The 26,908-nt window shown below is 38.7% G+C and carries 36 protein-coding genes and 1 pseudogene; 5 read left to right on the top strand and 32 right to left on the bottom strand.

Going from position 1 to position 26,908, the window contains the following annotated elements:
• Positions 1 to 1,008 (top strand): tyrosine-type recombinase/integrase, encoded by a 1,008-nt coding sequence (locus KD050_RS18955; protein ID WP_211893860.1) that lies wholly within the window; start codon positions 1 to 3, stop codon positions 1,006 to 1,008.
• Between the two features lie 46 nt (positions 1,009 to 1,054).
• Here KD050_RS18955 and KD050_RS18950 read toward each other — a convergent pair whose 3' ends face one another.
• The 26 genes from KD050_RS18950 to KD050_RS18825 all read right to left on the bottom strand — a co-directional run bounded on the left by KD050_RS18950 (position 1,055) and on the right by KD050_RS18825 (position 19,146).
• Entirely contained in the window at positions 1,055 to 1,411 is a 357-nt protein-coding gene (locus KD050_RS18950) for a YhjD family protein (protein ID WP_211893859.1), read from the bottom strand.
• Positions 1,412 to 1,961: 550 nt separating this feature from the next.
• A complete protein-coding gene (locus KD050_RS18945) occupies positions 1,962 to 2,735 on the bottom strand; it encodes an abortive infection family protein (protein ID WP_211893858.1) in 774 nt (257 codons plus the stop codon).
• Positions 2,736 to 3,105: 370 nt separating this feature from the next.
• Entirely contained in the window at positions 3,106 to 3,741 is a 636-nt protein-coding gene (locus KD050_RS18940; protein ID WP_211893857.1) for a recombinase family protein, read from the bottom strand.
• A gap of 707 nt (positions 3,742 to 4,448) precedes the next feature.
• The gene (locus tag KD050_RS18935) at positions 4,449 to 5,534 is read right to left on the bottom strand and encodes a hypothetical protein (RefSeq protein ID WP_211893856.1); all 1,086 of its coding nucleotides are present in this window, start codon (positions 5,532 to 5,534) and stop codon (positions 4,449 to 4,451) included.
• A 23-nt stretch (positions 5,535 to 5,557) separates the two neighbouring features.
• Positions 5,558 to 6,073 carry a DUF6932 family protein gene (locus KD050_RS18930; protein ID WP_211893855.1) on the bottom strand — a complete coding sequence of 172 codons (516 nt, stop codon included), beginning with the start codon at positions 6,071 to 6,073 and terminating at the stop codon, positions 5,558 to 5,560.
• Positions 6,074 to 6,275: 202 nt separating this feature from the next.
• Complete coding sequence (locus KD050_RS18925) at positions 6,276 to 6,434, bottom strand: hypothetical protein (protein ID WP_211893854.1); 159 nt, start codon at positions 6,432 to 6,434, stop codon at positions 6,276 to 6,278.
• Between the two features lie 70 nt (positions 6,435 to 6,504).
• Entirely contained in the window at positions 6,505 to 6,690 is a 186-nt protein-coding gene (locus tag KD050_RS18920; protein WP_211893853.1) for a hypothetical protein, read from the bottom strand.
• A gap of 112 nt (positions 6,691 to 6,802) precedes the next feature.
• Entirely contained in the window at positions 6,803 to 7,207 is a 405-nt protein-coding gene (locus tag KD050_RS18915; RefSeq protein WP_211893852.1) for a phBC6A51 family helix-turn-helix protein, read from the bottom strand.
• 54 nt (positions 7,208 to 7,261) lie between these two features.
• On the bottom strand, positions 7,262 to 7,588 hold the full coding sequence (locus KD050_RS18910; RefSeq protein WP_211893851.1) for a hypothetical protein: 327 nt from the start codon (positions 7,586 to 7,588) through the stop codon (positions 7,262 to 7,264).
• 214 nt (positions 7,589 to 7,802) lie between these two features.
• Entirely contained in the window at positions 7,803 to 8,159 is a 357-nt protein-coding gene (locus KD050_RS18905) for a hypothetical protein (protein ID WP_211893850.1), read from the bottom strand.
• Between the two features lie 279 nt (positions 8,160 to 8,438).
• Entirely contained in the window at positions 8,439 to 8,738 is a 300-nt protein-coding gene (locus KD050_RS18900) for a hypothetical protein (protein ID WP_211893849.1), read from the bottom strand.
• A 4-nt stretch (positions 8,739 to 8,742) separates the two neighbouring features.
• Positions 8,743 to 9,570: a hypothetical protein gene (locus KD050_RS18895; protein WP_211893848.1), complete on the bottom strand. Its 828-nt coding sequence runs from the start codon at positions 9,568 to 9,570 to the stop codon at positions 8,743 to 8,745.
• 3 nt (positions 9,571 to 9,573) lie between these two features.
• Complete coding sequence (locus KD050_RS18890) at positions 9,574 to 9,912, bottom strand: hypothetical protein (protein ID WP_211893847.1); 339 nt, start codon at positions 9,910 to 9,912, stop codon at positions 9,574 to 9,576.
• A complete protein-coding gene (locus KD050_RS21425) occupies positions 9,912 to 10,043 on the bottom strand; it encodes a hypothetical protein (protein WP_255553330.1) in 132 nt (43 codons plus the stop codon). Before KD050_RS21425 ends, KD050_RS18890 begins: the two co-directional genes overlap by 1 nt.
• Positions 10,036 to 10,299, bottom strand: coding sequence for a hypothetical protein (locus KD050_RS18885; RefSeq protein ID WP_211893846.1), 264 nt, complete (start codon positions 10,297 to 10,299; stop codon positions 10,036 to 10,038). The genes KD050_RS21425 and KD050_RS18885 overlap by 8 nt, the downstream gene beginning before the upstream one ends.
• Positions 10,300 to 10,669: 370 nt before the next feature.
• On the bottom strand, positions 10,670 to 11,332 hold the full coding sequence (locus KD050_RS18875) for an HNH endonuclease (protein ID WP_211893844.1): 663 nt from the start codon (positions 11,330 to 11,332) through the stop codon (positions 10,670 to 10,672).
• Positions 11,333 to 11,419: 87 nt separating this feature from the next.
• Positions 11,420 to 11,647, bottom strand: coding sequence for a hypothetical protein (locus KD050_RS18870; RefSeq protein WP_211893843.1), 228 nt, complete (start codon positions 11,645 to 11,647; stop codon positions 11,420 to 11,422).
• A 10-nt stretch (positions 11,648 to 11,657) separates the two neighbouring features.
• Positions 11,658 to 12,344 carry a hypothetical protein gene (locus KD050_RS18865; RefSeq protein ID WP_211893842.1) on the bottom strand — a complete coding sequence of 229 codons (687 nt, stop codon included), beginning with the start codon at positions 12,342 to 12,344 and terminating at the stop codon, positions 11,658 to 11,660.
• Positions 12,341 to 14,590, bottom strand: a complete 2,250-nt coding sequence (locus KD050_RS18860; protein ID WP_211893841.1) for a phage tail tape measure protein — start codon at positions 14,588 to 14,590, stop codon at positions 12,341 to 12,343. The genes KD050_RS18865 and KD050_RS18860 overlap by 4 nt, the downstream gene beginning before the upstream one ends.
• A gap of 39 nt (positions 14,591 to 14,629) precedes the next feature.
• Positions 14,630 to 14,986, bottom strand: a complete 357-nt coding sequence (locus KD050_RS18855; RefSeq protein ID WP_211893840.1) for a hypothetical protein — start codon at positions 14,984 to 14,986, stop codon at positions 14,630 to 14,632.
• A 70-nt stretch (positions 14,987 to 15,056) separates the two neighbouring features.
• The gene (locus tag KD050_RS18850; protein WP_211893839.1) at positions 15,057 to 15,269 is read right to left on the bottom strand and encodes a helix-turn-helix transcriptional regulator; all 213 of its coding nucleotides are present in this window, start codon (positions 15,267 to 15,269) and stop codon (positions 15,057 to 15,059) included.
• An 87-nt stretch (positions 15,270 to 15,356) separates the two neighbouring features.
• Positions 15,357 to 16,235, bottom strand: a complete 879-nt coding sequence (locus KD050_RS18845) for a hypothetical protein (protein WP_211893838.1) — start codon at positions 16,233 to 16,235, stop codon at positions 15,357 to 15,359.
• A gap of 249 nt (positions 16,236 to 16,484) precedes the next feature.
• Positions 16,485 to 16,814: a helix-turn-helix domain-containing protein gene (locus KD050_RS18840; protein WP_211893837.1), complete on the bottom strand. Its 330-nt coding sequence runs from the start codon at positions 16,812 to 16,814 to the stop codon at positions 16,485 to 16,487.
• A gap of 1,062 nt (positions 16,815 to 17,876) precedes the next feature.
• Complete coding sequence (locus tag KD050_RS18835; RefSeq protein ID WP_211893836.1) at positions 17,877 to 18,152, bottom strand: hypothetical protein; 276 nt, start codon at positions 18,150 to 18,152, stop codon at positions 17,877 to 17,879.
• 264 nt (positions 18,153 to 18,416) lie between these two features.
• A complete protein-coding gene (locus KD050_RS18830; RefSeq protein WP_211893835.1) occupies positions 18,417 to 18,698 on the bottom strand; it encodes a hypothetical protein in 282 nt (93 codons plus the stop codon).
• A 142-nt stretch (positions 18,699 to 18,840) separates the two neighbouring features.
• Entirely contained in the window at positions 18,841 to 19,146 is a 306-nt protein-coding gene (locus KD050_RS18825) for a hypothetical protein (RefSeq protein WP_211893834.1), read from the bottom strand.
• A gap of 162 nt (positions 19,147 to 19,308) precedes the next feature.
• Between KD050_RS18825 and KD050_RS18820 the strand changes: the two genes are divergently transcribed.
• From KD050_RS18820 to KD050_RS18800, 4 genes and pseudogenes are all read left to right on the top strand, one after another.
• On the top strand, positions 19,309 to 19,524 hold the full coding sequence (locus KD050_RS18820; RefSeq protein ID WP_211893833.1) for a helix-turn-helix domain-containing protein: 216 nt from the start codon (positions 19,309 to 19,311) through the stop codon (positions 19,522 to 19,524).
• Between the two features lie 239 nt (positions 19,525 to 19,763).
• Positions 19,764 to 20,795 (top strand): annotated as a pseudogene (locus KD050_RS21320) (tyrosine-type recombinase/integrase).
• 332 nt (positions 20,796 to 21,127) lie between these two features.
• The gene (locus KD050_RS18805; protein ID WP_211893830.1) at positions 21,128 to 21,397 is read left to right on the top strand and encodes a hypothetical protein; all 270 of its coding nucleotides are present in this window, start codon (positions 21,128 to 21,130) and stop codon (positions 21,395 to 21,397) included.
• Positions 21,398 to 21,714: 317 nt separating this feature from the next.
• Positions 21,715 to 22,482 (top strand): hypothetical protein, encoded by a 768-nt coding sequence (locus KD050_RS18800; RefSeq protein WP_211893829.1) that lies wholly within the window; start codon positions 21,715 to 21,717, stop codon positions 22,480 to 22,482.
• 347 nt (positions 22,483 to 22,829) lie between these two features.
• Here KD050_RS18800 and KD050_RS18795 read toward each other — a convergent pair whose 3' ends face one another.
• The 6 genes from KD050_RS18795 to KD050_RS18770 form a co-directional block, all read right to left on the bottom strand.
• Positions 22,830 to 22,988, bottom strand: a complete 159-nt coding sequence (locus tag KD050_RS18795) for a hypothetical protein (protein ID WP_211893828.1) — start codon at positions 22,986 to 22,988, stop codon at positions 22,830 to 22,832.
• 12 nt (positions 22,989 to 23,000) lie between these two features.
• Positions 23,001 to 23,330: a YolD-like family protein gene (locus KD050_RS18790; protein ID WP_211893827.1), complete on the bottom strand. Its 330-nt coding sequence runs from the start codon at positions 23,328 to 23,330 to the stop codon at positions 23,001 to 23,003.
• Positions 23,331 to 23,341: 11 nt separating this feature from the next.
• Positions 23,342 to 24,604, bottom strand: coding sequence for a Y-family DNA polymerase (locus KD050_RS18785; protein WP_211893826.1), 1,263 nt, complete (start codon positions 24,602 to 24,604; stop codon positions 23,342 to 23,344).
• Positions 24,601 to 24,804 carry a LexA family protein gene (locus KD050_RS21575; protein WP_211893825.1) on the bottom strand — a complete coding sequence of 68 codons (204 nt, stop codon included), beginning with the start codon at positions 24,802 to 24,804 and terminating at the stop codon, positions 24,601 to 24,603. Before KD050_RS21575 ends, KD050_RS18785 begins: the two co-directional genes overlap by 4 nt.
• A gap of 329 nt (positions 24,805 to 25,133) precedes the next feature.
• Positions 25,134 to 25,505 (bottom strand): hypothetical protein, encoded by a 372-nt coding sequence (locus KD050_RS18775; protein ID WP_211893824.1) that lies wholly within the window; start codon positions 25,503 to 25,505, stop codon positions 25,134 to 25,136.
• A 225-nt stretch (positions 25,506 to 25,730) separates the two neighbouring features.
• Positions 25,731 to 26,714 (bottom strand): hypothetical protein, encoded by a 984-nt coding sequence (locus KD050_RS18770; protein WP_211893823.1) that lies wholly within the window; start codon positions 26,712 to 26,714, stop codon positions 25,731 to 25,733.
• Between the last annotated feature and the right edge of the window lie 194 nt (positions 26,715 to 26,908).

Here is a 26,908-nt window from a genome sequence, read left to right as displayed (position 1 = left end):
TTGAGGAAACGGCGAAACTATGTCGCCAATCATGCGAAACAAGAATCGGCAGACGCGAAAGATATTCGTAATCTATTCCGCCAATTCGTCAGTATTAAAGTCGCGGAAGGTGTGTCGGGTGGAACGGTCAAACAGTACGAAGAGAACTTCAGATTCTTCCGTGATTATGTCGAACGGAATGGAAACGATTTTGATGTAGATGTGGTCACTAGCGAATTCATACGTAAGTGGATTACGTATATGCAGTTCGATCATATTCAATACCGCAAAGTTGCAACACGTAAAGTAAAGGAAGTCGGTTTGAAGCCCGCGACGATAAACACTCGTATTAAGACGATTCGCGTTATGTTCAATACGTTGTATAGCGAGAGGTTAATCAATAGTAATCCCGTCGACCGAATTAAGAATGTGTACGAGCCGGAAGAACCTATCGAAGTACTATCCGATAAAGAAATCGTTCGGCTCCTAGGCGTAATGGACAAGTCTTATTACACGGTGTACCGAGATTACGTACTGACCATTTTACTTCTCGATACGATGTTACGAGTTACAGAAGCTGTAAGCCTTAAGTATGACGACATCAACCGAGAGTCCGGAGTTATTATTGTTCGCGCTAGTATAGCCAAAAGTCGTAAGTCTAGAGCGGTACCAGTTAGTGACAGAACGCTTCGCTTGCTTGAAGAACTAATGAAGGAAAACGATCACCAATATCGTTCTGCTTTCGTTTTCGCCACTGGTGAAGATTCTTTCTACGACAGGCATACGTATAATCAGAGGCTGAAGAATTATGCGGCATCCGCACATATTCGTAAAAATGTTCATCCTCATCTATTTCGACACACCGCAGCTACTAGTTGGTTGGAAAACGGCGGTGGTATGGAGGAACTACGTATGATACTTGGTCACTCTAAGTACGATATGGTTAAGCGTTATGCACATGTATCGAGTAAGTCTATCGTGAAAGCTGCAAAGGAATATTCGATAACGGCAAAACTAGACGTGTATTAATTAAGAAACGCCACCGCTCATACTACGAGTTGGTGGCGTTTCTTAATTAATACTTAGAAAAATAATCCGACATCAATTCCTCGGATTTACTACGCATTTCTTCGCTAGAATAATTACGACGTTCTTCATAACCTGCGCTGATGAACGCATATTCCGCTTGCTTATTTGCGTCAGGTTTACCGATTACTATTCGCATATTATGCCGCAATAAATAGACTTCGGATTGCTTTAAGTCCATGCGAATTAAACTTAACGCTTTTTCAATAATAGCGAGGTATGGTCTGCGCAATTTAAACGGCAGCTTATTAATTAATTCGATGTCGCGCTCTAGTATCTTAATGAGCATCGGTAGATATATACCAGATTCAAAATAACTATAATCTTCCGTATTAATTGTTGGCATTTACAAGACCCCTTTACGATTCATTGTAGCGAATACACGTTCGTATGTATAGCGCTAACTTAACGACCAACTACCCGTGACTGCGAAGTTATTTGCGTTAGAATCGTAATGTCAGCGCGGTTTTTCCGTAGTACGACCGTAATGGCAAAGTGATTTTTTGAAATCCGATATTTTTTCGGGAATTGAACGCATATCTCGGAATGGCGGTATGAAATAAAGATTGTGAAATGTTACACTTAAACGAACACAGCAGGTTAGTACAACAAGTGAAACGTAGATTTATAAAATATATTATTTCTTAAGGGGATATTGTTATACCGATATCGGATAATTATCAGCAACTTCGTGGGATGGTTGGGAAGGACCTACTATTTAAGCTGAGTGTCGCCGTAATCTAACTAACAGGGCAGGCTAGTTACAGAATGATGAAAAGTAAAAGATAATAAATTTGAGAAAAAATGAAACAGAAGATGGGCTTGATAAAGTAAATTACATTAATGTGTTAGCACCCAGAATATTAGTCTAGGTGCTTTATTATTTGCCAATTGAGTTAATTTTGGTCTTGAGAAACTTCCATTAGGAATCTTGCTAATGTAACCCCAGCATTCACTACAAGACGAGCGTGATACGGTTTTAGCCCACTTTCATTTTTTACTTTTCCATGACCTGTGCCATAGGCATTTCTAAGTTCTGTAATTCCTATTACAACCTGCCCTAAATTGTTTAAGGTACGTTTAATTGTGTCATTACCTTTATTAGCCTCTGTAACTTCATCTGGGATTAATTTAATATGTTTTTGAGTCGCTTTTATAAGTGCGGGCATATCCATGGCATCTAAATTATCAACCCTGCCATTCAAAATAGTTTTAAGAACTGTTTCTATCATTTCTTTCGTGGTACCCAAAGCTAATTCAGGGTCATCTTCTAGTGAGGCGTAAATTCGTCTTATCTGTTTTGTTATATCAAACACATCAGTGTCGAGTGGATTTTCATCAAGTAAGTGACTTGCTTCAACACCATTGCTATAGAGCTCATTAAATAAATCAGGTCTTCCTGTTTCTAACCAATATTCCAACTGGATGTGGTCAGCAATAATTGCGAGTTTTTCTGGATTTCTTCCAATACGCTTTAAAACTTCAATAATATTTTGTGTGTAATCTGGGTCTGCCCAATTTAAACTTCTTATAAGGCGATTATGCCCTTCAATAGCATCAACCTCATCTATTTCATATGCTAGTTTCGTCCAATTGCTAGCATCAAATTTCGCTTCAATCGCTAACGTGAGAGCATAAATAAGACGGTCTTTATTTTCTGTATTTAACATACCAACACCTCATCCTTAACAATAATAAATTTCCAATTATTATCATATCTGAATAGGTTTCTAAAATCTATAGGGATTAGGGTTTTATTAATACTTAAAGTATGTTAATCATGTTAAAGCTAATTTATCAATTTGATTATTGCATACTTTTTATGTAAGGATAAAGAAGGACTTTTCTAATGTAGTTCTTTAAATTTTATACTTTAACAACTAACGAGGTGCTTTAGTAAAAAATGAAAAGAAAATACATGAGTTAAACCCCCAAGTGAAATTTTTTTGGTCACGAGTAATGACCGTCATGTGAAAATTATTTTGAATTCTGATGCCCCCGGGGTTTTTCAATTCCAAAAAAGTCGCGACCAACTTTCGGTTACGACTTTTTATTTTCTTCTTCGTATTCTCTTACGATTTTATAGAACGTAGACTTCGTTAAGCCTAGCGCATTAAACGTCTGTACTGCCGTCTGTTCCTCTGCTTTCCATCGAGTGTACTCGCTTATGAATGACGCTTGCTCAACGTCTGTCATCGTATCGTATGACTTCTTCGGACGTCCTAAGTGCTGTCCTCTGCGTTTAGCTGCGTCTATCCCTTCACGCTGGCGCTTACCTATCCGCTCTCTCTCATCTTGTGCTATCCACGATAGTACCTGTAGTACGAGGTCAGCTACGAACGTACCTACGCTATCCTTATGATTAGTCGTATCAAGTAACGGCATATCTAGTACGACTATATCCGCCTTGATTACCTTCGTTATATCTTGCCACTCCGCCAGTATATCGTCCTTGTTACGTCCTAGTCGGTCTAATGAATGAATGTATAGCACATCGCCTTCACGCATTGCACGCTTCATTATCTGATACTGCGCACGGTCGAAGTCCTTACCGCTTGCCTTATCAACGTATAGATCCCGCTGACTTACTCCGATTGACTGTAGCGAATCAACCTGACGCGCCTCGTTCTGTTCCTTCGATGATACTCGACCATATCCGAATTTACGTTGTTCCATGTTACCGCCTCATTCAGTAGTAGTTGTTATCTCTACTATACGGTATGTGTGCGTAAAGGTCAAACTCTTTATACGAACGTCTTTAAATTATTCAGATATCTTTCCGTACATCATAATCGGATAGAATCGCATACTTTCGAATAGTGCGTAAAGCTATACCTTAATAGACACTTTAATCGAACCCCCTCGGTTTTCAGACGGCTCGCACCGGTGAACACAACGCCTGGTTATTCCGTTTATGTTGCACGTAGTCCCATCGCTATTTCGAGTTCCTACTATATAGCGTAATCATATTCGATTATGCAACGTTTGAACCCTAGTTATTCGCTCTCATGTAACTTTGCGACAACGATTGACTACGATTAAAACGGCGTTCCTTCTATATATTGCTATAATATTCGACTTGTTGTCGGTATGTTACACGTTCCAAAGTGATCCGAGCCGCACCCGCTGCAAAGCTTCGCCAGGTGAAACGCATTAAATCGGACATAATCCGAAGTACTAAACCACGTCTGCAAGTCCGATATAGTACGATACCCCTACGGAGTTCCTTCTATTATATTGCGATAACAACGTAAATCGAACTATTCGCAGTTTATCGTATTTCCGATTTCATGACGCTGATTCTAACTTTAACTTAACAATTATTACTGAAAATCAACAACGTAAAAAGAACCCCGATCCTTGACCGAAGTTCTTCATAAAGCCTAGTATACTTCATTTACTAGTTCTTCTTTTAGTATTATTTCTTCAATGTCAAATTTAATAGGAGTTTCGTGCTGATTGGATATTAAAAAACCTTTAACAATTACAAATTTATCTAACAAATTCGCTATGTTATGGGAATTGTACTTCTCATCAGAAAATATACAGTCTATTTGATGTAAAGTTATATCATCATAATGAAGTGGTCTTATAGTTCCAATCATTCCATCTATATCGACTGCTCTAATCCAACCTTCACCACTTATATATTTAGAATCCTTCATTAATGTTTTTTCTTTTTCAATTAATGCTTTGCGAGTTGATTTAGTCGCTTTAATGGTACTAAAAGGTACTGTTGAACTATTTGACTCAAATGATACTGTATCAAAACTGGATCTCATACTCGGAACAAGTTCTTTAGTATAGTGAATTAATTTTTTAAGCTCTTTTTCACCAAATTGTTTTTTTAGTGATTCAAATAAAGTTTCATCTTCAACTGCAGCAACAGTATGAGCGATCAATTTTATACCTTCTAATGATAGTTCTTTCAATAACTTTATATCACTTGATTTAACTGACTCAAGAGGTTCTTCATCATAAAATAAGTCGAGCTGTTCGTATGTTAAATGTTCACTAACTTCTGATCTGACTAAACCTAATTTTAAACTTCCTTGTGCAGTAGAAACTAAATCAAAAGATGCTAAATTACTAAGTAATTCTCTGGCTTGTTCAAATCTTTCTGAAATATTTCCCAATAAATTCACAGCTTGTTTATTAGCGTTATTAAGCTTTTGCAAGTAAGCACCTATTGAACCAATCGGTCCTCTACCATTATAGTTTTTACCTTCTAAATGTATCCATATTTCCGGCTCTAAATTCTCACCTGAATCAAACGATAACTCTGTTTCTAATGAAAGTAAATACTTCAGATGCTTTTTAAGTTCGCTAACCATTATTTCTGCAGAAGGAGCATAGAAATTAAGTAATTTTGGTCTATCTTCATACTCACTCAGTATTCTTTTTAGGTTGTTTTGCGCATTCTTTAAATCATTTATAGTCTGAATGATATTATTGTAATCACTATGCAAAAATAACACCCCCTATCTCATTATTATTCAGTAGAAACTTTCAATATTCCTTTTACATCTGGTCGAACCACCCATTCCGGATCTTTTTCAGGGTCTGGTTCTCTCAATATTCCATTTTGTCCTTTTCTAAAAAAGGTAGACCAACCAGAAAGCATTTCTTCACTATCTGCTATTAGTAAATGTGCACCAAATAAATTTCTTAAAGCTAATTGATTATTCCTACCCATAAATAATTCAATGCCACTTAGATCATGATCATCTTCTGCATTTTCTAAAGCACTAATTACTGTTTCTGGAGGAATTAGTGCAGCAAAATCAACATCACCCGGATTTTCTCTACCAGTAACAAAACTTCCATTTATCAAAACTTTCTTTGGTTTAAGTCCAAGCTCGCTCATTCTATATAACATTGCACTAAATTGCTTCCATTTTCTTTCTCTTGTTTCGGAAAAAAGAAATTTCTCCTCAATTTCTTCCATTGTACATTCATGATCACCATCTGGTAAATGATATCTATCTATAAAATCAGGTATTGTCATTATGTCCTCCATTCTTCCATATCAACCCAGAATATAGTGTAAATTTTAGTTCCACAAGATATTTCAACTATATCATTTTTGCTATAAAATGGAATGACTTCGACAAAAATCGACATTAAAAACTTCTATTTATCAATAACACGTTTGTTTTCATTAATTTGTTTAATGCCTATTCTTTACTACTTTTCCTTTTTTAATTTATTTAAAACGTTTTATACACGAATTGTGTTCCGCTTACGTACCTACTAGCGAGCCAATCTTCCGATAATTGTGCTAGCGGATCGTCATACGATACGACGACTTTTACGATTGCCTGCTCATTACGTATCGCCAGAACCATTAGGCTATATTTTAGTAACAAAAAGAACGCCCGTGTGGACGTTCCCATTCTGTTAATTATGAAAATATCTCGAATAAGATACTTATAGTATTTATTGAGCCATTAACAATTCCTCATTAATTGCTTCAACTGTAAAGTTGCTTGGATTAAATTTTACGTTTTGTCCTTCCTGTTCTCTTCTACCTTGTTCAACTTTTATCCAATGTGTTACTGCTTCTAAACTAGTTCTCGCCGAAACTAATACTTTTTCGTTGCCATACCTAATTAAGTAATACATATAAAATTCCTCCTACTAATCTGAATCGTACATTACTTCGACATTTCACTTGCGAAATCCTTTATTTCATTAAGAACTACGTTGTAATATACGTTTATGTCATTCATACCTATTATTCCTCCGTGTTCTTCGCTTTACGTAATTCGGTTTCTCGCTGATATTGTTCGATTTCTCGCATCATCTGTTCCATATCAGTCGCCGGATTTTGCTTCGACTCAATTTCTATTTTGTCGGTTAGCATTCCGTGTGCCTGTATAAGCGTTCTGAAAGCCGCCGCATTCCCGGTTTGCTTGATATTATCGATAATAGAATCGAAAACATCCGGTAGTCTATCTTTTGTTACCCGCACAATCTCTTTATTTAGCGCCTTATCGAAATGGTCTAATTTCTTCCATTCGAATAGCGTACTTTTTGCCACGCCTACTTGTTCCGCAATTTGCTCGTATGTCATTGTGCGTTTGGGCTGTGCCAGTATTGCGATTGCTGCTATTTGTTTTTCGTTTAATCGGTTACTCATTCCGTTTCCTCCTTTGTTAAAATAAAAGACCACCCCGCGAAGGATGGTCGATTGTTAGTGTAATCCTCCGAGGCGATGGTTTATTTTGAATGCTATTGCGTCTTTGTGCGGAAATGTCTCGACTCTACCGTCGGCATAAGTTACGACGAACTGAATAAAGAATTTCCCCGGTACATCCGTTTCGCCACTATTGAACACGTATGATACTTCGCCTGTTGCTCCAGTTTGTTGTGCGACGTTCTCTACGTATATTTTGTCTCTAACACCCATTAAAAAACGTACTGTCGCGCCTTTTATATCGATAGGTACACCGTCTACATTCTTCAAAACTGCTCGAATAGCGTGACATGTATCACCTTGTATTATCGTTAATTCCGTCATGAAGAACCTCCTTATTTACTTCGTAGACTTGAAACTGCGTAATCATGCGGTGTTCGGTAAATACGTTGTAAAGCGTCCATTCTAGCGCGTTACCAAACTGGTGTAATTCCGCTAAGTTACCGATTGGCTCGATGAAAACCGTCATTCTATCAAACCTCCGGCTCTAATGATGCTTGTAAGTTTGTCATTTAATTTCCCCCTAGTTTTTGTTTGATTATTTAAGCACTTCTGCTCTATAAGGCGTTGTAGCTACAATTGTCACGGTTGTGAACGGTTCAAACAAAGCCGCATAAGCATCTCCTGGCTTTAATCTCCGAGTGTTACCATTTATCGTAAAGGTAATATCAGCTAACCCGTCGTTTATTGCTGAAAATCCAAAACGGTTGCTCGGAAATATCTTTTCGATATTAGTAGTCCCTTCCCATGATTCCATAGCGATAGTACCTAGTTGAATAAACGCGTTTGCGCCGTCGCGCCCTTCGATAACTTCGTATTGGTTTTTGTCCTTATTGAAATATTGCGGTGCCGGCGTATTTTGTGCGCGTAATAGCGGTTTGTCTGTAGCTGCCATTTAGTTTCCTCCTATAATTCCGTTTATTGTTGGTGCGAATGCTTCCGATGTAATAAGCTGCGTGACCTCTGTAGCCGATACATTAGCCGGCATCTTAATTTCGGTTATCTGCGGTCCCTTATCGATGTTTATAGCGTGTGTGACTGCGTTGTAATATACGTTTATGTCGTTCATACCTAATATTCCTCCTGAATTGTAGAACGCCCGTAGGACGCCCGTAGGAGCTCCATTTGTGCCGATAGGTGTCAGCGTCCAAACCGACGTACCTTGCCCTGGATATCAACCGCTTTGCGATGTTGGGTCGGAGTAACGAGTTCCGCCTAGCGCATCGACTTCTTCTTCGGATAACCACCGAATAACATAGCGCCAGCCGTAGTGATCTACCGACGTTTCAGCTAGGGCGTAGTTGTAAAAGATTACGTCGATAGATTTCTCGTTTTCTGATAGTACGGCATGATGCGTAAATTTCGGATTGGCCAATAAGAAAAGCGCTACATCGTCCATTGAATCGAACGACATAAACACTTGTTCCTTCGCTATTTCGTGAATCGGGTACCATTCCGAACGGTCGATATTCATTTTATTATCGTAATTCTCTTAAACTGAAATTAATCGCGCGTGTTTGTTGTTTGAAATTAGTGCGAATATCTCCTTTTTGCATCTCAATCGCCTCAATCATCTTGTGTTTGTTGCGTGATTTTGCTTGCGCGGGACTTAGCGACGCTCTTTCAAGTGCTTCGTAAAGACCTCTAATCGCTTGCGTTTCTTTATTTCTTGCTATTAGGTCTTTTCCTTTTTTCTTCCCATCCAGGTCGCGTTTAATATCAGTGAATTGTGCTAGTAACTCGCGTGCTACGGCGCTATCCATCGTATCAATCTTCGACTTAATTGCGTCTACTGACTCGTTAAACGATGGAGACATCGAAAGGCTAGCCGTCAATAATCCGGCTTGTGTACGGATCTCGTAAGGATTTAGTTTTGAATCAAATTCCGAGAACTTATTCGCCTTTTCGAATTCGCTAGCCTTTAATGACGCGATTTCACGCTCATAGTCCTCTTGAATACCTGCTGCCGCCGACTCATATTGACTAACTAGCGCTGCTATATCTTCGCGTTTCCCGTCATTCGATAAGCGTTTATTCCCCTTAATTTCATCGACTGCAGCTTGGAGTTGGTTTCCTAAAGCATCTACTTTCGCTCGATACGTTTTTACAGGTGCAATATCAACAATAGCCGCCGAACCTTTGGCTGCAAATTTTTCTGCTGCGTGTCTTGGCATGGTGTAGATGTTTCCTTCGTAGCGTCCAAGCCCCCCATCGTTTTCATCAGCTGTCATAAATACTTCCACCGGTTGCAAGCTAGGATCGTTATCTCTTTCTTCTGCCCATGTAGCGCCATTGTTGTTTGTCATTTATTATTCCTCCATTTGTATGTTTTGTTTTTTTAGTAATGTCAGTCTTGCAAAGCCTTTAGCCTCGCGGTAATACTGTACGTTCTCGTTGCAAGTGAACCTAAACGGATATTTACTCTTACTTGTTACGCCTGCGCGTGACGTAGCTATAGCCGCTTGCTCGCCTTCGTGTAGCGCTCCGAGTATTAAATCGCCGTAAGCCTGTGACGCTGCCTTAAACGGTAAGTCGCGGTCGAAGTATAGCCCAGTCGCGCTTACTCTTATGTCGTCTTTGTGTTCGATTATCGCTATGCCCGTTTGACCGTCCTTCTTAATTACTGCCACGAAAAAAAGACGTTCCATTATCGAACATCCTCGCTAGTGATTTGTGGTCGTGGTGGTCGTGGAGCGCCGATTAAAATACCGTTTTTGTTGTATTCTTTGACCCATTTCTTTTTTCGTGGGACTTCTTCGGAAAGTTTACGTCTATTCATTTGCGTTAGCCTCCTTCATTTTTTCCGCTCTTTCTTCTCGTTCCGCTTTCTCTTCCGCTAGTTCTAACTTCCGATGCGCTCTCGCTGCCCGCTTATCCCTTTGCGTTTCAATCATAAGCGGAAGTATCAATCGCAAGCGGTCCGAAGTAATCGTCGGACTTAGCGAATCAAACTTAAACGCCTTTTCTCCTGGTACGTCCGTTTTTACAGTAACAACGACTTCACTTTCCGTTCTTTTAATACCGACTTTAAACATCCGATGCACCTCCAAGCGTTAATAGTGTGTATTGAACGTGTAATGAACGGAGATTCGTGCGTATTGCCTTGATTTCAGACACCGTTTTTTCTTCCGCTTGTATTTGTTCCTCTTAGATGTCGAGTGCCTTTAAATTGACGATTATTCCGTTAAATCGGTCACGCCGAACATTCGGAATACAACTCGTTTCTGTTCGATTGGTAGTTTGTAATGGACGCCGATAAGCTTTTCGTTTTTGAAGTAGCGAGCCATCTCGGTCCATCCCGCCTTGTATTTATAACGTCTGACTCGTCCCATTAACGCACGATCCTCGGTATAAGCTGCGAGGAAGCCCGTTTCTAGTCGCCAAACTTCGTTATTTTCGTGGTGTTTATTCATCGTTCACCGCCGCATAGAACTCTTGCGCCACTTCTTCCGGGTCGCGCTTCGCGAAATATGCGACGTGCTTGAAGATATAGTCGAGTCTTTTTCCGGTAAACGGCTCATGCGAGCGGTAAAATTCAATCAACGGCTTGTTTCGCTTTTTTGAATTACAAGAGGTGCAAGCGCAACATAGGTTTGAAACGTGGTGGCGACCGTTTCTAGCCATTGGCACGATATGTTCGAGATTAATAGTGCCAGTCTCCTTCGATTCCTCTGCGCCACAGTATATACACTCACCTTCGAAAGCCTCGAAAATCATTGCGACTTCCTCTTTCGTTATCTCTATTGGGATAGCGTAGAGTTTTTGTTTTGCCATCAAGCGCCAGTAGGCTTTAAACGGTTTAGGGTCGACCGCGCGGCATTTATTACACCGTGGCTCCCTACCGTTTTTTGTCATTTTACTCTTATAAAAGTTATCGTAGGGCTTTATTTCGTGGCAAATACTACATTCCTGTTCCTTCTTACCGATGTAACGTCTTGGTGGCTTACGTAGTGCCGTATTTCTACACACTTTACAAATGTTAGTCGTGCCGTCCTTATTCCGTTTATCCTTTACGAATTGCGAAATTGCTTTCGCTTTTAAACACTTTTTACAAGTTTTCTTAGCCACAGGATGCCTCCTCATTTATCTACTGGTGGACATTTTGCCTATATAAAAGCCCCCGCGAAATGAATCACGAAGGCAATATTAAAGGTTCTATTCTATTGGCGGAATGTTCAACGGGATTGTTCTATCTTTCCGTTTGTATTCTCCGGTATTCCAATCTAAGTCATAATCATCGAATTGTTGAAGCATAGATTTTATCCAGGTGTCAGTAAGCATATTTAAAGCCTCCAATGGTTCTAAGCCCAAATCCATCATTAATTCGTGCGCATCCCAAAGTTCCGTTAAATCTACTTCGGCTGCATCTTCTTTATTTCCCATTTAACACACCTCATTTCATAGATCCTTCTAGTAGGTCTATTGTGCCTTTATAAAACTTGAATTCATGTGTGTTCGGGTCCCTATAAATAACTGTGTAAACACTTTTTTCGGATACATTTGTGTCGTCGTTTAGGAAACACGCTTTTTGCACGCGAGCGAAATGTCCTACCATTACTTCCGGAGATGGCGCACTTTCCACTGTTTTTAAAGACTCGATGACTATTTCTAATTCGTCATCTGAAGGAGTTAACGCGGTTGTGTCATCTTGAAAGTATTCATGTATTTCATACTCTACTTCTGCGTTTTTACCCGAAGTAAACACTGCTCGCCCAGTATGTCCATCATTGGTGAACCCCCCGATTAAAACTTGAAAGCATCCGGGATCCTTAACGTATTTTTTATGTTTTTTCTCGTAACGCATTGTTTCGATTGCCTTTTTAAAGGCGGGCACTATACCGTCGAGTGTTTGCGCTCCGTCCGCATATTCGGCGATTAATTCTTTCACTCTATCAACCGGGCTATTTAGACCACCACCTCCGAATAGAACGTAGTTAGAAAGGTTTCCGCTCTTTTCTTCCGTATCTTCGTGACGGAATTTGACGTCAATGCCGAACAGTTTACCTGATACCACCTGGCGCGTGTCGCTACAGATTCCCACGACAACGCTTCCTACCGCCATGTATTGAACTAACGTCATACTGTCACCTCTTTCAAACTAAATTTAGGTGCTACGGTTGTCGCCAATACTTTAAGTAAGCTTTTCGCACGCGCTTTCGTTTTCTTACTCGATTTATCCTTCGGTGCAGCTAGTGCGATAGCTCCGTGTGCCGCTTTAGCGAGGTTTTCCCCTGCTTTTATAACGGTTCCGAATTCTCCTGTAATACCTTTAGCAAACCCTAATGTAGTCCATTTCCCATCCTCTTCAGTTACTTTAGAAGGGGAATGAATTCCTAAAAATTTCTTCAAACCGTCCGGAATAAGATTTGCTAAGTCTTTAACCGCGGTTTTAACCGAACCAGCCATTCCGCTAATACCTTTAATCAATCCGCGTATAATGTCTTTTCCGATATCAGCTAAATCGATACCCTTAAAGAATTTTTCTACGTTCCCCCATACATCTTTTAATACTTGTAATAGCGAATCTAAAGCACCCTTCCAATCTCCTTGAAGTAACTTTAGTCCGGCTTGTACTACGCCTAATACAATGTCGATAGCGGATGAAATAACTAGTTTAATAGTCTCCCACGCCACTTTAACCACCGATGAAATAATTGGCCATACTGTTTGGAATACGCCTTTAATAACGCCCATTACGCCGGTAATCATGGTTTGTAGATAAGTGAAATACGACTTTGCTAGGGTTGTAATAGCCTTACCGTTTTCATCCCAAAACGCTTTAAACTTGTCTAGTTGCGGTTTTACAAATGCTAAGACTGCCGAAATAGCCGTTGTTATTGCGCTTTTAACCGCATTGAAAGCTATTACCGTTCCTTCTTTAACCTTTGTCCACGCACTATTAACCATATCGCGGAACCAATCTACCTTGTTATATGCGACTACTAAAGCGGCTACAATACCGGCTACTGCAGCGACTGCAATTCCGATAGGTCCTGTTATTGCGGTAAATGCTGCGCCTAGTAAGCCCATCGCTCCGCCTGTTATCCCTAACGAAGTAGCTACCGTCGCCATTACACCGGTAATTGTGGCAAAAGCTGAAATAACGGTACCGGTAAATGCTATAAGGATTCCTATACCTGTTCCGACTGCTAGTAATCCCGCAGTAACTAACGCGCTTTTCGTGATAAATGCTTGAGTAACTTCTGACAAGCCGTTGAATTTATTAATTAATTCTGCTATGAATCCCGCCGCACTCTGTACATACGGTATTAACTGGTTGCCGATCATTATCGCGGCAGTTTCGAACGCACCCGATAAATTTTCCATCGCACCGCCGATACCGGCTTTCATTTGTGCCGCAGTTTCCGCCGCAGCCCCTGCGCTATTTTGCAGTGCAAGTGTATTCGCTTCAATCGCTTCGGGTCCCGCTTTCATTAACGCAAGGAACCCGGATACCGCTTCCGTTCCGACTAACTTACCTAACGTAGCTACTTTCTCTGCTTCGGTCATGTGTTCCATTGAAGCCGTCAAATCTCGGACCATATCCGCCATTGACTTCGTTTTACCTTCAGAATCCGTTAGCGAGAATCCGAGTGCATCCATCATTTTCGCTTGTGCTTTCGCCGGGTTATTTAACGCTAGCAATGACGCACGTAGGCTTGTTCCAGCCGAACTTCCGTCAAGACCTGCATTGGTTAAAATTCCTATAGATGCGGACAGTTCTTCCATTGATATTCCTAACGCTGCCGCCGGCGCACCCGCATATTTAAGCGCATATTGCATATCGGTAATTCCTGCAGCTGACATATTCGCCGTCATTGCCAATATATCCGCAACTCTTGACGATTCGCCCGCTTCTAGTCCGAATATGTTTAACGCTGAAGCAACTGTATCCGCCGCGAGCGCTAAGTCCTCACCGCTCGCCTCTGCTGCTGCAATTACACCAGGCATAGCTGCGATTGTTTGATTAGCCGTAAATCCTTTTGCTGCCATTTCCGTCATTGCAGCTGCTACACTACTTGCGCTTTCACTTGTCGATGCCCCTAAATCTAGCGCTGATGTTTTCATAGCATCGAGTTCTTTCGCTGACGCGCCCGCAATTGCTCCGGCTTTCCGCATCTCTGTATCGAAGTCCGACGCTTGTTTAACGGCAAAACCTAAACCTGCGCCGACTGCCAAAGTAGCGGCCCCAAAACCTTTCGCCATTTTTGTTCCAAAGCTAGTCATATCGTTACCTACGTTTCGTAAATCGCCCGAAACCTGGTTAATAGCATTTTGGAATTGTGTGATATTTGCTCCAATTTGTACGATTATACTTTCTTGCATTTCTTCCACCCCTTTTTAAATAAAAAAAGAGCCGAACGGTTAGCCGTTAGGACTCTTTCTATTACTCTTTATTTTTCTGAGCGAGTATTCCGCTATTTTTGTATTAGCTTGCGACATGAAGATTTTCGCTAGTGATCCTTTTCCTTCGGACGCTGCTATTAACGCTTTGCGTGTTAATTTAAGTCCATCGCGTACCCAAGACAGATGCTTACTGTCACCCCTCGATAGATTTAGTGCCTTTAGTTCTCTTTCAGCTTGTGCTACTTTATTTGAAGCATTTATATACGCTTCCTTCAGTTTTTCAGGCTTTAGGTTGCCTTCTTCTTTTGTTGTTACATACATTGCAACCGTTTCAAGGTCTCCGATTATTTTTAAAATGTCTTTTCTAGTATTCATATAAGCACCTCATTTTTCATATTTGGAGTTGACATCAACCTAATTTGCATGATATTGTTATATTGGATTACTATTGATATTTTCTTACTTCCGCAAAAAAATCAACTAGTTCATCATCCATTTTAAACTTCTGTGCCAGCTTTACTTTTACCCTCGCACTGATTGGTCTTTTATTTGTTTCAATTTGTGCTACAGTGCTTTCACTGACGCCTAGTATTTCAGCAAAGGCAGCCTGTGTTTTACCTTCTCTGATCCTCAATGCCTTGAAAGATGTTGAGTTCATTTCTATTCCTCCTTTTTCTCACTTTGTCTATAAAAAGATATAGCGGGCATTTCCACCCTTATACATTCATAGCGATTTTTCCGACGGCTATATACGTATTTTCCCTTTGTTTCCAGCGATTTCATATGCTATTTTAGCTTCCTCCATCGATTTATATTCCATAATCTTACCGCCCTTGTATTCCGTTCTTTTTGGCGTTTTCATAGGCGATGTAACTTTTCCTTTTGCGTATTGTTTATCGATTTTTTCCGATGAACAGGCGATCTCATGCTTCCTTGTTTTATCTCCTACCGTATCCGCCAGTTGATCCGTATAGTAATAGACGGGCAAATAGGAGCCGTGTAGCTTATAACGTTCTTCAGCTTCGTATGTAGCTTTACGGCAAGCTTCGGAACAATAACGACAGTCATATCGCTTAGGACGCTCACCGCGAAGGTTATCGCCCTTGACTGCGAACATATTCAAGCAATATTTATAACGACATGCACGCCATTTCTTGCGTTCCTCGCGATAGTAGTCCCAGTATAGAACGGTATCAAATGTCGATAATGCATCGATTCCAAATACGGAAATTAACACTAGACATCGTAGAGCGGTCCATTCCATACGCGATACAATATCGTTGTATAAATCCGTCACGGTAAAATCGGCGTTTTCTACATAAGCACGGTCTGTTACTGGCGGATATAAGCGAGCGAGTAGCTGTTCCATGTGCTCGGCTTCGAGAATTAACTTGTTAGCTTGTCCTTCCAACGTCGTCGTTGGCGCACGTTTTAACAGGACATCTTCGACATTTGCGAATTGCTCTAGGATTGACGGTTTTTTAGACTTCGGAAATTCCGCGCTATATATCATCTGGTGCTGTGGACGTAGTAACTTATTTTCAGTATTATCATAGATGGATCCGGGATATAATTCGGCGAGCGTGATAGTTTTTTTGATTTCGTCTAGTTTAATCGTTGTCATTTAGCTGCGTTCCCCTTCCTTAGTTGCGTACGGCGCGGATTACGTGTACCGTTTATTTCTCCTTATTCTTTGAATAAGTTCTTTATCGATAAATACATATATAAGTTAATTGCATCCGCGACTAATAAGCGTTCTTTGCTTATTGGGCGCAATGTTTTTAAATCTAGTTATTAAATCTAGTTAATTAAGTCTAGTTAACACGTAGTTAACGACGTACGTTTACACCTTAATTACGTGTAGATAATAACCTTAATTACGTGTATCGCCTTTTCGCTCTCTATACTTGCGTAGTCTTTGGCGGTCATCCTTCTGGCGTTGTTCCGCAGTTGCAAAGGCTTCCGTATAATTCGTCCATGCCTTCGGGAATCTCGCATAGAAATCGGCAGCACTTAACGGCTCAAGCGGTATATATCGACCTTTACTCGGAATAGCAACTAGTCCTGCCTGTTCTAGATCGCGCAAGTGGAGTCCGGTAGTTTTCGATGACTTGCCGTAATCTACCGATAGTCGCTCGTTACTCGGAAATGCTGCGCCTATATCTACGTTTAGATAATCGATTAACAACGTATACAGGTACAATTTGTCCGCAGATACTTTATCGTGGTGAATGTAGTGGCGGGCATTACTAGGGAACGGAATAAATGTACGACCGTCAGCACCCGGAGTTACCTTATTTACTGTATTACGTTTTGGCTGCGTGTCTTTCTGTTGGCTGCTTTTTGACATTTGATTTGTCCTCCCATAATTTCGTTAAGTGTTTCAAGTAGATCCGGTGTTTCACGGAATACAAATACGAGATATCCTCTCGACTTTCTCGCCTTTTCAACGTCCATCGGTAGAAATCCGCGCGACATTAATTCGCGTGCTACTCTCATACTTCGTATACATTTTTGCTTAGTTCCCTGTGCCATTATCTTTAACGCTCCTTTAGTTGCTTTATTTATTTACCTCTATATGAATGCGGACACTGGAAAGTGCCTGCGGAATTAATACCTTCATAAGTTATAATCGTTTCAAAATAGAAAGCGCGGAGGTAAATTCGAAAAGTTTTCCGCTTACTTATGAAGGGGACGCAACCAACGAAAATTGCGACATACTTATTACTGCGACTAAACCTTAGAAAGTTGCGACATCTCTTAATATCTATAGACGGTTGCCCCTCCGGAATTGCAACATCTCCCTACTTGATGTACACACTAAAAAATCGTATTTGCGAGATCCATACGTAAATTTGTTTCGAAAACTTTTTCTACTTACTTCCTTATGTATAATCGGATTCAATTTTTGGGACATCATAATTCCGGTACACCATCTTATATACATTCGAAGGGTAATCCGCGCATTTCCACCACCTACTAGTTATAACGTAAGCCGGTACCCTACCTCGGAGTTTATCGCAAAATAAAAAAAAGAACGCTGGCTAGGCGTCCTCTTTGTCGTTCTATATAAATGGTGGCTTTCAGTAGAATCATTTTTTTGAAACGTGAGAGTTTGTTTTACATCCGAAAGCAATACGCGATTAGTTGGCGCTAACCGCTGTCATAGGTGGCTGGCTAGGTATTGGCGTACCTATCATTTAACAAGGTTATTGGCGTAACCATATTTGCACCGTTTGAGCGTATTTGGCGGCTTGACCGATTGTTACCGACTTAAGGATTCAACGTAACTAACCATTGTTTCATATCGTGATTCATCATTGCGATATTCTTCTACCAATTCAAGTATGCGATCGAATTTATCGGAGTCTGACGGAATTTCAAGGTTAAGACCGATAGCAGAAAGAAGCGCAGTTTCTTGTTTTCGAAGTATTTCGTCCGCTTTTTCATGTGCTTCTTTTGATGCACCGTTTTCGGATAGTTCGTTAGCGTATAGTTCAGCTTCTAAAAAGTTGTCAAGTATAGCGTGAATGTTAGACATTATCCTACCACCTTTAAGATTTAGTTAGCCGTTTGGCGCCGGCTTTAATTACTTACGTTTATTCCTTTTCGCTTTGCGCTGATCTTACTACGCAACTTTTAGAGTGTTCAGTCACATTTTACCTCCTACAATTAACTTTAACCTACCTCTATTATATTTCAGATACCCTTTGAAGTAATGCTAAAATTCTCGCTAATTCAAATTGATCGTTTTCAGTCTCCTGTGACACTTGCATCGACCATCCTTTATGCTCTATCCAAACCATTACGCTACCTTTGCTTTCGGCTGCCATAAAGTAGCTTGGCAAGCGGTCAATAATTCAAATGCGGAAACTTCTTCGATTCTGCCGAACATATCTGCTAGGGAATCCGTATAGTTCATTTCGATAGTGTCGCTACCTATCTTTAAAACGATTTCTCGTGGCTTAATATCGGTCGGCTCCGAATACATTTCGACTCTTATACCCTCCGCGATTGTTAACGTTTCACATTTTGACATTACGCTTCCGTCTTTGTCGTAAATAAGTTCCGTTACTGAGTTTCTCATTTTATCCATCCCCTTTTTATGTTATAGTGCGATAATAGCTACGATTGTACTGCAAATTGTGTAAGTTCCGTAAAAATATAAGCGATCCGTTATGTCGCCTTCGCCTTTCCGATGAAGTAGTTATCTATTGCGCGTATTACCTTCATCCCGTAACCCCTTGCGATGCTAATAATTTTGCTAATTCTACGAGTGACATTTGCGATAAGGTTGAAAGTTCAATGCTTACGACACTTGCGCCTTCTACGTCAAGTTGGATAATTCTCGCTTGCTTTGCGATGGCAGACTCCGCATTTTCTTCGATAGCTTCGTCGAAACAATAAAACCAAATTCCAGTGTTGTTCGTTGTTAATACGACGTTTGATGTGATTAAATAACCTGGTTGTACGTCGGTCCAACTTTCGAAGTTAGCCGAGTCATAGTCCGAGTGTTCTAAGTTTATCGGTCTCATACTTCATCTCCTCGTGAATACCTTAGTGTGTAATTGCATACCCTTATAATAAACACCTTAGTGTGTATTGTCAACGCTTATAAAATAAAATTTTTAGATGTATTCACACTATAGTGTTTATTAGTTATAATTTATACTAGATACTAATAGGAGGTAATAAAAATGATTAGAATTAAGTTAAAAGAAACGATGAAATCAAAAAAATTCAACATTGGAACACTCGCAGAAAAGGCGGGAATGCATAGAAACGGAATTTCCAAAATACTAAATGGTAAGAATAGCGGAATTGAATATGAGACCTTAAATAAACTATGTATAGCTTTAAATTGTGAAGTACAAGATATAATCGAGTTTGTTAAGGATGAAGAAAATAACTAAAAAGATTATACGGAGCCCAAGCATAAATATAGAGAGAGCAGAAAAAAGAAAACGTCACTAACGGAAATTAACTCTGGTGGTGACGTTTTCTTATATCGTTTAGAAAGTAACCGATGTAATGCGACCCAACTTCACTCAAAACAAGCGAAGATAGACGATGAAAAAGCGAGAGCACGACGCAAATACTTCATGCTATACTGATTTCGCACAAATTCATCGCAACGAAAGGGACTTAATTAATGAAGAAATTCGAGTTTAGACGTAAAACAAAGTCAACTATCACAAAACCATTTTATCTTGATCAAACTATCGTACGGTTTCTCGATGCAAAGCGACTACAAAAGCGGAGTGATCGTACTATAAAAACATATGATAGAGCATTGAAACACTTTACCACCTATTGTAATAACCACGGATTAAATGGAGCGGACGATGCCTCTGTAACAGCATATATTCGTTACATATCGTTTGAAAAGGTAAAATGGGACGATCATCCAACTAGTAAATCCAGTATCGTTGGAGTCTCTCCACGTTCTGTAAATAATGCTATAAGATTTTTACGCGTATTTTATAATTGGGCAGTAGCACAGAAGTTAATCAGTCACAACCCAGCAGAAAGCATTGGCATTCAGAAGGAGCCAGACAATGGTTTTGAATTATTTACTGACGATGAGGTAAAACAATTACTTAATGCTCCAAACCATCGAACATATACGGGTTTCCGTGATTATGTAATGATGCTTATACTTACAGACACCGGAATAAGAGTAAGCGAACTAACATCACTAAAACGAGGCGATTTCGAGCTTCAATATCGTCAAATCATCATTTAAGCAGAAACATCTAAATCACGTAAGACTCGTATGATTCCTATTTCACGTACAACTACCAAAGATATATATGAACTGTTCGAACTTATCGGTATTGGGGAGGAAGATACCGATGAATTTGTTTTCCTCACACAATACGGTGATCAGTATTATGGGGATAATTTTGCAAAAAATATAAAGAATTACGCAAAACGCGCAGGTGGCATAAGAGCACGTGTTAGCCCGCATACATTCCGTCATTATTTCGCTGTTAAATTTCTACGGAACGGCGGTGATGCATTCGCTTTAATGAATATACTCGGGCATAGCGATATTTCGATGACTCAAAAATATGTCAAATATGCAAATAGCGAAGTTTCCGAGATTCACGATAAAGCTTCACCAGTAGAATCACTTGTAACAAACAATAGAGTTAGAAAAGGTAAAGTCAAATTTCGATAAAAATTGCCCTACTCGATTGAGTAAGGGCTTTTTCTTCTTATACTGATTCTACAACTTGACGAAGGATTCCAACAAAAAAGTCCCGCACACCTAGCGCAGGACTTTGTAGAACGTATTATCTTTTTATATCGTAACCGCCAAGTATCTTACCTTCCGCAATTACATCGTCACTAGTCGCAGAACGAAAGTCAACTAGCGCCATATCCGGCAACGACTTTTGTACCGCAGTTCCTATAGTAGTAGCGAACGATTCTTTTTCACTTTCTGTACTAGCTGCCCATGTTACTTCATCTACGTATACGTTTACTTTGAAATGAGCACCTAAATGTTCGATGTCTGCGTCGGTAATGACGCCATTGGAGTCGCTAACTAGCAGCTTTGAAGCTTCGGCGAAATCAACTATTGCAGCGTCTATCGCTTCTTTTTCACCTTTCTTAGCGTCTGCCTCCGCTTTCTTTTCAGCAACCTTCTCTTTTTCTTTAGCTATACTTTTCTCTTTAGCAACGGTAGCAGCCGCAGCCTCTTCCGCTTCTATTTCCGCTCGCTCTTCGTCAGTTGGCGAAGCTATAACGCCGATAATAACGAACGCAATGATTGCATAAAACCACCAGCGCTTATAAAAAGGTTTCTTTTCGATAAGTACCCCTCCAAATTATTAATAATCTTATTTATAATGTGTCGTATTCTACCATAAATGTCAATGATTATTAAACCCGAGCGAGCCATCCTACTAGATTAGATTTTTCTTACTTAAGTTAAGTTTAACAATACTATTTCTCAAAAACACCGCAAAGATTATGAGCCGTGAGACTTGCGTCAACTTTTCGTTAACTCAACACATCTGTATCCCTTGAGGAAAAAAGTGGTATAATTTTAAAATGTACCTATATTGGTGTAAATTGTTTTTAGGGGGATAAATATGAAAGTTTCTCTTTCGTGCATACAATGTAATGTAAACAATGACAACAAATTTCCAAACTATAGCTTTGAATTAAGGGATGATAATACTTACCCAATTACATGCGAATATGGTCATGAGTCTATTGTTCTGATGGAATCACATAAGTTTGAGTTATTATTTGAAATGGGAATGAAAGCAATGTTGGATGGTTATTTTAGAGAAGCAGTTTCAAATTTCGCAGTTAGTATAGAGAGGTTTCATGAGTTTTCTATTGAAGTATTCATTCAAAGTTTGTTCAACATAGAAAATCCTTATAATGTTAATGTTTTACGACTTGATAGAACAAGTGAATATAATAAGGCATGGAAAGAGCTAGGTAACTTTTCAGAAAGACAATTGGGAGCATATACAATGTTATATCTATCGGTCTTTAAATGCGCTCCCGAATTAATTAAACAAAATCAGGTACAGTTCAGAAATAAAGTAATACATAAAGGATACTTTCCAACTGAACAAGAGACACTGACTTATGCAAAGTACATCTTTACATATTTACAAACTAAACTATTAGAGTTAAAAAAGAATATGAATGAATATGTTGAATTTACTTATGATAAAAAATTAAGAGAGTATATATCTGTTGAAGATATTAACGGAAAATTCTTGGTTAAATGGGGAGAATTATTGACATTTAGAACGCTAAGGCCGGTTAAAGAAATTGAAGCTTTAGATTTTGACGAAGTAATTCTCGAAAGGACACACGGCTACAAACCATTCAACAACTAAAAAAAAGATTAATCGTTTCTTTCTCAATTTAAATAGTTATCTAATACCGCTACCTTGCGCCCACTACCTCTTGAAAATCGCCTAGGGTACTTACAGGGTAGCGGTTGACCGTCTATGCAAGCGCAATGTATAATAGAACATAACGCAAGCGTGAACGTGGTTTTATCGTAAAGGTGTCCGGACATATTTCGGAGACACCTCGACAAGGTGGGGGTCGCTGGTTCGAGACCAGTCGGGACCATACTAATAACACAGTCACAACCTTTGATGCATAAGGGTTTGTGACTTTTTTATTTCTAATGAGTTTATCTTCATTTTTGTGATTGGTGCAAAAATGGTGCAAAAATCTAAACAAATCTATCGTAATTATTTATAATTTCACATACCTTACCTAAAGCAATCAACTCATTTTTACTCATTCTCGACATTTCATCCAATGCACCTAGTATTAATTCTGGATCATATTTATCAAGCATTTCATTAAACAGTTCTTCCGTTCTATCCATCATTTCACAACCTTAATCCATTATCGTAACGTCTACTATTTCATCTAAATTAAATTTTAGCAAATTAAAAGGATCATCCAATTCAAATGTTCTTCTAGTAAGGTCTATGCTCTCAATTGTTCCCCTTTTGTAGAAAAACTGGCCGTCCCTCCACAACTTAACTTTTGTGTCAGCCTTACTCTTAATAGCCATATCCAATGTATGTTGGATGGCATCATAATCCCATTCATCTAGTTGTGGTTTAGAATTCTTTTTAAGTTCATGGTTATATTCTTTCAACATCGCTACATGCTCAGTTAACATCATGCCTTGCCATTTCATCATACCGCGATCTTTAATCAAACTTACCACTCCTATTCTTTATGACCACCAACCATTTTAGAGCGTTTGACTGCTGTACCTGCAGGTGTATAAGAAACAGCTCTTAATAATGCAGCTGATCCATATCGATTCCGAATGTTATCCATTACTGTTGCAAGTTTTCTTTGTTTCCAGTTATTTTTTTCAAATAAACTTAATTGCATTGAATGTTCATCTTCAAGTTTTGTTATGGAAATTGATATATGCCTTACTGGATTTCTATTATAATTTTCTTTTAATAAATCTAAGCACACTCCAAATATTTTCATGGTATCGTTAGTTGCATCATGAATGGTCCTAGACCTTTGAAATCCACCACCAAAAGCATTTTTACTATAACCGATCCCTAATGAAATAGTTCTAGCTGCCTGGTACGTATCTCTCGCCCTTTTCGCTACATCTTCGCACATTTCTAGGATAACTGCCTTTACTTCCTCAATTTTATTGTAGTCTCGCATAAGTATTTGGCTTTTACCGTAACTGATTTGTCGTTCTTGCAATGGTGCTCCTATTTCTGATAGATCGATTCCATGAGCATGATGATACAATTGATTCCCCATTATTCCGAACTTATCTTCTAACATTTCTAAAGGCATTTTAGCAAGTTGACCAACACTGAAAATACCCATATTGTTTAACGTTTTTTCAGTTCCTGAACCAATGCCCCACATTTCACTTAAAGGAGAAACTGGCCATAATTTAGTTTGCACATCATGGTATGTCCATTTAGCAAAACCTGTTTTCTTCGCATCTAAATCTAATGCAAGTTTTGCCATTAGCATGTTTGGACCCATTCCAGCACTACTATGCAATTGTAAGGTTTCTAATATTTCCTTTTGTATTTCTTTAACTGTGTTCTCTGGAGGTCCCCAAAGTTTTTCTGTACCAGTTAAATCGATAAAACTTTCATCTACACTGTATACATGGACTGCTTCAGGAGGAACATATTTGTGGAGGATATTAGTTACAGCCATACTCATTTCAAGAAAGTAACTCATTTTCGGCTCAAATAAACGGATATCAGGATGACTAGGAATCTCGTGTAATCTTGTGGATGCCGTCCTAACTCCAAAACGTGTTTTCATTTCTGGGGATGCCGCTAAGACAACTGACCCTTTTTGGTCAAAATTACCAACAATAGCAATTGGAACGGTTCTTACATCTAAGTCATGTAGTACTGCAATGCATGACGCATAAAAACTCATCATGTCGATACAGGCAATTGAGCGGTTAGGCAATGCGCTATTATCGATCATCGGATTATTTGCAAAGTTCTTGGGGAAGAATTAACAAAATCGATATAGCCTTTGTCTCGTAATCGGTCAAGATGTCCATGTACTGTTGAAACAGATTTAAGACCAACTCTTTCAGTGCTCTCTCGCATGGATGGAGAATATTTATTTTTGTATAAAAAGTGTTTGATGTATTCGTAAATTTCTTTTTGCTTTCTACCCATCTAAACCACACTTCTTTCTCTACTAATTATGGGAACACATGCGAGTACATTTTCTATTTTAAAAGTCCTTTTTGTTCTCCTCAAAAAGCAATAAGCCTGAAAAGAATCCTTTGAAATGCTAATAACCTTCACTTTTCGTTTACTGATTTCACCGTTGTTTTTCATATAAATTATTTCAACTATTTGATTGTTTTGCATGGACCTCGAAATATTTATGCGCACACTTGTTCCCTCTTTTTTCTTTTCAGTATACGAACATTCGTTTGATTTTACAACAAGTAAATTTTGGACAAATAAAAAAAGCACCTCGTTAGAGATGCTATGAATTATTAATCGTTCAACCATCCACTAGCAAAACAAGTAGGTGTTTCTCCTTGTGAAGCACATCGTAATGTAAGTTTGTATTCTCCTACAGGTACACCGATAGCATACGCTTTGTCATCTGTAGAACTATTTGAACCACCTTGTGTAACTATCTTTCCATTGGAATCAGTTACCCAAAAAGCAACTGGATGCGGTGAAGTAGAGCCATGATTATTAACACCTACATGAAGAGTGTTACCTGCATTAACATATACCCAACCTGTAGATTTTTCCAGTTCCCCACGGTAAAGAGAAACATCTAATCTTTCTGCCAGAGCTGCTGTAGAAAATGCAAAAATAGATAGTACAACCATCATAGATATAAAAACTTTTTTCAAATTAATCTCTCCTTTTAGTTTAATTTTTCTATATCTTCCTTACAAAGTACAAAATTCTACAATCTCCCTGTATATCCTTCATTTTTTTACAAAATAAACCATTAGTTCCAATTATGTTTTTTCTGTTAAGGTATTTTCTCATCCTTCATTTATTCTTTTATAGTAATTTTTATACAAATAAAAAAAGCGACCAACTCAATTAAGAGAAAGTCGCTACAATTAATCTTACGGTGTTTTTGATAAATACTCTAACTTTACAACAGCCATTTCATCTTTATATGATATAATACCGTGGTCATCTTGAGTTAAATATAAAGTCACGGCTTCGTTAGCCGGAATACTCGGAATACCATAGTCGTCATAACCCTTTAATCCTTTTGTTGTATAATATGTGCCAATAGGTTGAATATCCTCTATTGGTTTTAATTTATTTATGCTTACATAACCATCATAATGATTAATTTTAAAGTCATCATAAAGCTCATAATTTACATAAAAACTATCAAGTATATAACTATCAATAACAACCAAACCGTTAAGGCTCATGTTCTTGTCTTCTCTCACTTTAATAAGTGTATTTTTTTCTACTTCAGAAAAAACTGATGTTAATAATGGGTATTGATAGGATTTTGTATTTTGAGTAGCAATATAATAGCCACTTGGAAAACTTTGTTTTTCAAGTACTTTAACATCAGAGCCTGAAATAAATTCTTTTGCAAATTTTCCAACATAGTATTGATATTCTTCTTGTAATTTACCATTAACAACAGTGTATCTTTCTTGATCTCCATAGTCCTGTAAAAGTCTCCCATAAGGTCTACTAAGTTTTGATATTCCTTCTTTTGATGACACGATCCATGTGTAATCATCAAAAAATGATACTCGTAAATTCATTGGCACGTCTTTAAAAATTACAAGATCTGTTGCTTGTACACGATAACCGCTACTCATCCAGTAATAAACTTTTCCATTATACTTTTCAATATCATAAACTCGTAAATAATTACCTTTTTTTACTACCATCGATACAAATTTACCTGAGCTATCTTCCTTATAAACTTTTACATCCTTTGTAAAAGTCATTTTCCCCGATTGATGCTTTACAATTTCTGCCCCATCCCATATCACTTTTTCTTGTGCTTGTGCTGGTGCTTCAATTGATAAGAAACTTACTCCTATTAATAGGATTATTATGAACCATTTTTTCATTTTTATCCAATTCCTTCCTGTTTCAGTTTCATCTAATATAACATACTTAGATTTGTATAAGACCAACAACATTAATTAACTTGCTTATGCTGCGTTAGTTGAGCAAGATAATTCTAACAATTGTTAATATTGTACGTGAAAAGGTAAATAAAAAAAGCCCCACTAAAATGAGCAGGGCTAGGATTGGTACATTA

Source organism: Psychrobacillus sp. INOP01 (genome assembly GCF_018140925.1).
GTDB lineage: Bacteria > Bacillota > Bacilli > Bacillales_A > Planococcaceae > Psychrobacillus.
The sequence above is the reverse complement of the archived record's forward strand: the minus strand, read 5'-3'. Positions and strand labels throughout refer to the sequence as shown.

Coding starts and splice junctions, on each gene's coding strand:
- KD050_RS18785 (WP_211893826.1), bottom strand. CDS start 24,604: ATGATCGATAATAGCGCATTGCCTAACCGCTCAATTGCCTGTATCGAC.
- KD050_RS18805 (WP_211893830.1), top strand. CDS start 21,128: ATGTCTGCGTCGGTAATGACGCCATTGGAGTCGCTAACTAGCAGCTTT.
- KD050_RS18820 (WP_211893833.1), top strand. CDS start 19,309: ATGATTAGAATTAAGTTAAAAGAAACGATGAAATCAAAAAAATTCAAC.
- KD050_RS18910 (WP_211893851.1), bottom strand. CDS start 7,588: ATGACGGAATTAACGATAATACAAGGTGATACATGTCACGCTATTCGA.
- KD050_RS21425 (WP_255553330.1), bottom strand. CDS start 10,043: ATGAATAGACGTAAACTTTCCGAAGAAGTCCCACGAAAAAAGAAATGG.
- KD050_RS18950 (WP_211893859.1), bottom strand. CDS start 1,411: ATGCCAACAATTAATACGGAAGATTATAGTTATTTTGAATCTGGTATA.
- KD050_RS18835 (WP_211893836.1), bottom strand. CDS start 18,152: ATGTCTAACATTCACGCTATACTTGACAACTTTTTAGAAGCTGAACTA.
- KD050_RS18795 (WP_211893828.1), bottom strand. CDS start 22,988: ATGGATAGAACGGAAGAACTGTTTAATGAAATGCTTGATAAATATGAT.
- KD050_RS18855 (WP_211893840.1), bottom strand. CDS start 14,986: ATGAATACTAGAAAAGACATTTTAAAAATAATCGGAGACCTTGAAACG.
- KD050_RS18900 (WP_211893849.1), bottom strand. CDS start 8,738: ATGAATATCGACCGTTCGGAATGGTACCCGATTCACGAAATAGCGAAG.
- KD050_RS18940 (WP_211893857.1), bottom strand. CDS start 3,741: ATGGAACAACGTAAATTCGGATATGGTCGAGTATCATCGAAGGAACAG.
- KD050_RS18825 (WP_211893834.1), bottom strand. CDS start 19,146: ATGAGACCGATAAACTTAGAACACTCGGACTATGACTCGGCTAACTTC.
- KD050_RS18895 (WP_211893848.1), bottom strand. CDS start 9,570: ATGACAAACAACAATGGCGCTACATGGGCAGAAGAAAGAGATAACGAT.
- KD050_RS18800 (WP_211893829.1), top strand. CDS start 21,715: ATGAAAGTTTCTCTTTCGTGCATACAATGTAATGTAAACAATGACAAC.
- KD050_RS18770 (WP_211893823.1), bottom strand. CDS start 26,714: ATGAAAAAATGGTTCATAATAATCCTATTAATAGGAGTAAGTTTCTTA.
- KD050_RS18905 (WP_211893850.1), bottom strand. CDS start 8,159: ATGGCAGCTACAGACAAACCGCTATTACGCGCACAAAATACGCCGGCA.
- KD050_RS18885 (WP_211893846.1), bottom strand. CDS start 10,299: ATGTTTAAAGTCGGTATTAAAAGAACGGAAAGTGAAGTCGTTGTTACT.
- KD050_RS18865 (WP_211893842.1), bottom strand. CDS start 12,344: ATGACGTTAGTTCAATACATGGCGGTAGGAAGCGTTGTCGTGGGAATC.
- KD050_RS18845 (WP_211893838.1), bottom strand. CDS start 16,235: ATGACAACGATTAAACTAGACGAAATCAAAAAAACTATCACGCTCGCC.
- KD050_RS18930 (WP_211893855.1), bottom strand. CDS start 6,073: ATGACAATACCTGATTTTATAGATAGATATCATTTACCAGATGGTGAT.
- KD050_RS18915 (WP_211893852.1), bottom strand. CDS start 7,207: ATGAGTAACCGATTAAACGAAAAACAAATAGCAGCAATCGCAATACTG.
- KD050_RS21575 (WP_211893825.1), bottom strand. CDS start 24,804: ATGGGTAGAAAGCAAAAAGAAATTTACGAATACATCAAACACTTTTTA.
- KD050_RS18870 (WP_211893843.1), bottom strand. CDS start 11,647: ATGGGAAATAAAGAAGATGCAGCCGAAGTAGATTTAACGGAACTTTGG.
- KD050_RS18830 (WP_211893835.1), bottom strand. CDS start 18,698: ATGAGAAACTCAGTAACGGAACTTATTTACGACAAAGACGGAAGCGTA.
- KD050_RS18850 (WP_211893839.1), bottom strand. CDS start 15,269: ATGAACTCAACATCTTTCAAGGCATTGAGGATCAGAGAAGGTAAAACA.
- KD050_RS18920 (WP_211893853.1), bottom strand. CDS start 6,690: ATGTATTACTTAATTAGGTATGGCAACGAAAAAGTATTAGTTTCGGCG.
- KD050_RS18890 (WP_211893847.1), bottom strand. CDS start 9,912: ATGGAACGTCTTTTTTTCGTGGCAGTAATTAAGAAGGACGGTCAAACG.
- KD050_RS18860 (WP_211893841.1), bottom strand. CDS start 14,590: ATGCAAGAAAGTATAATCGTACAAATTGGAGCAAATATCACACAATTC.
- KD050_RS18945 (WP_211893858.1), bottom strand. CDS start 2,735: ATGTTAAATACAGAAAATAAAGACCGTCTTATTTATGCTCTCACGTTA.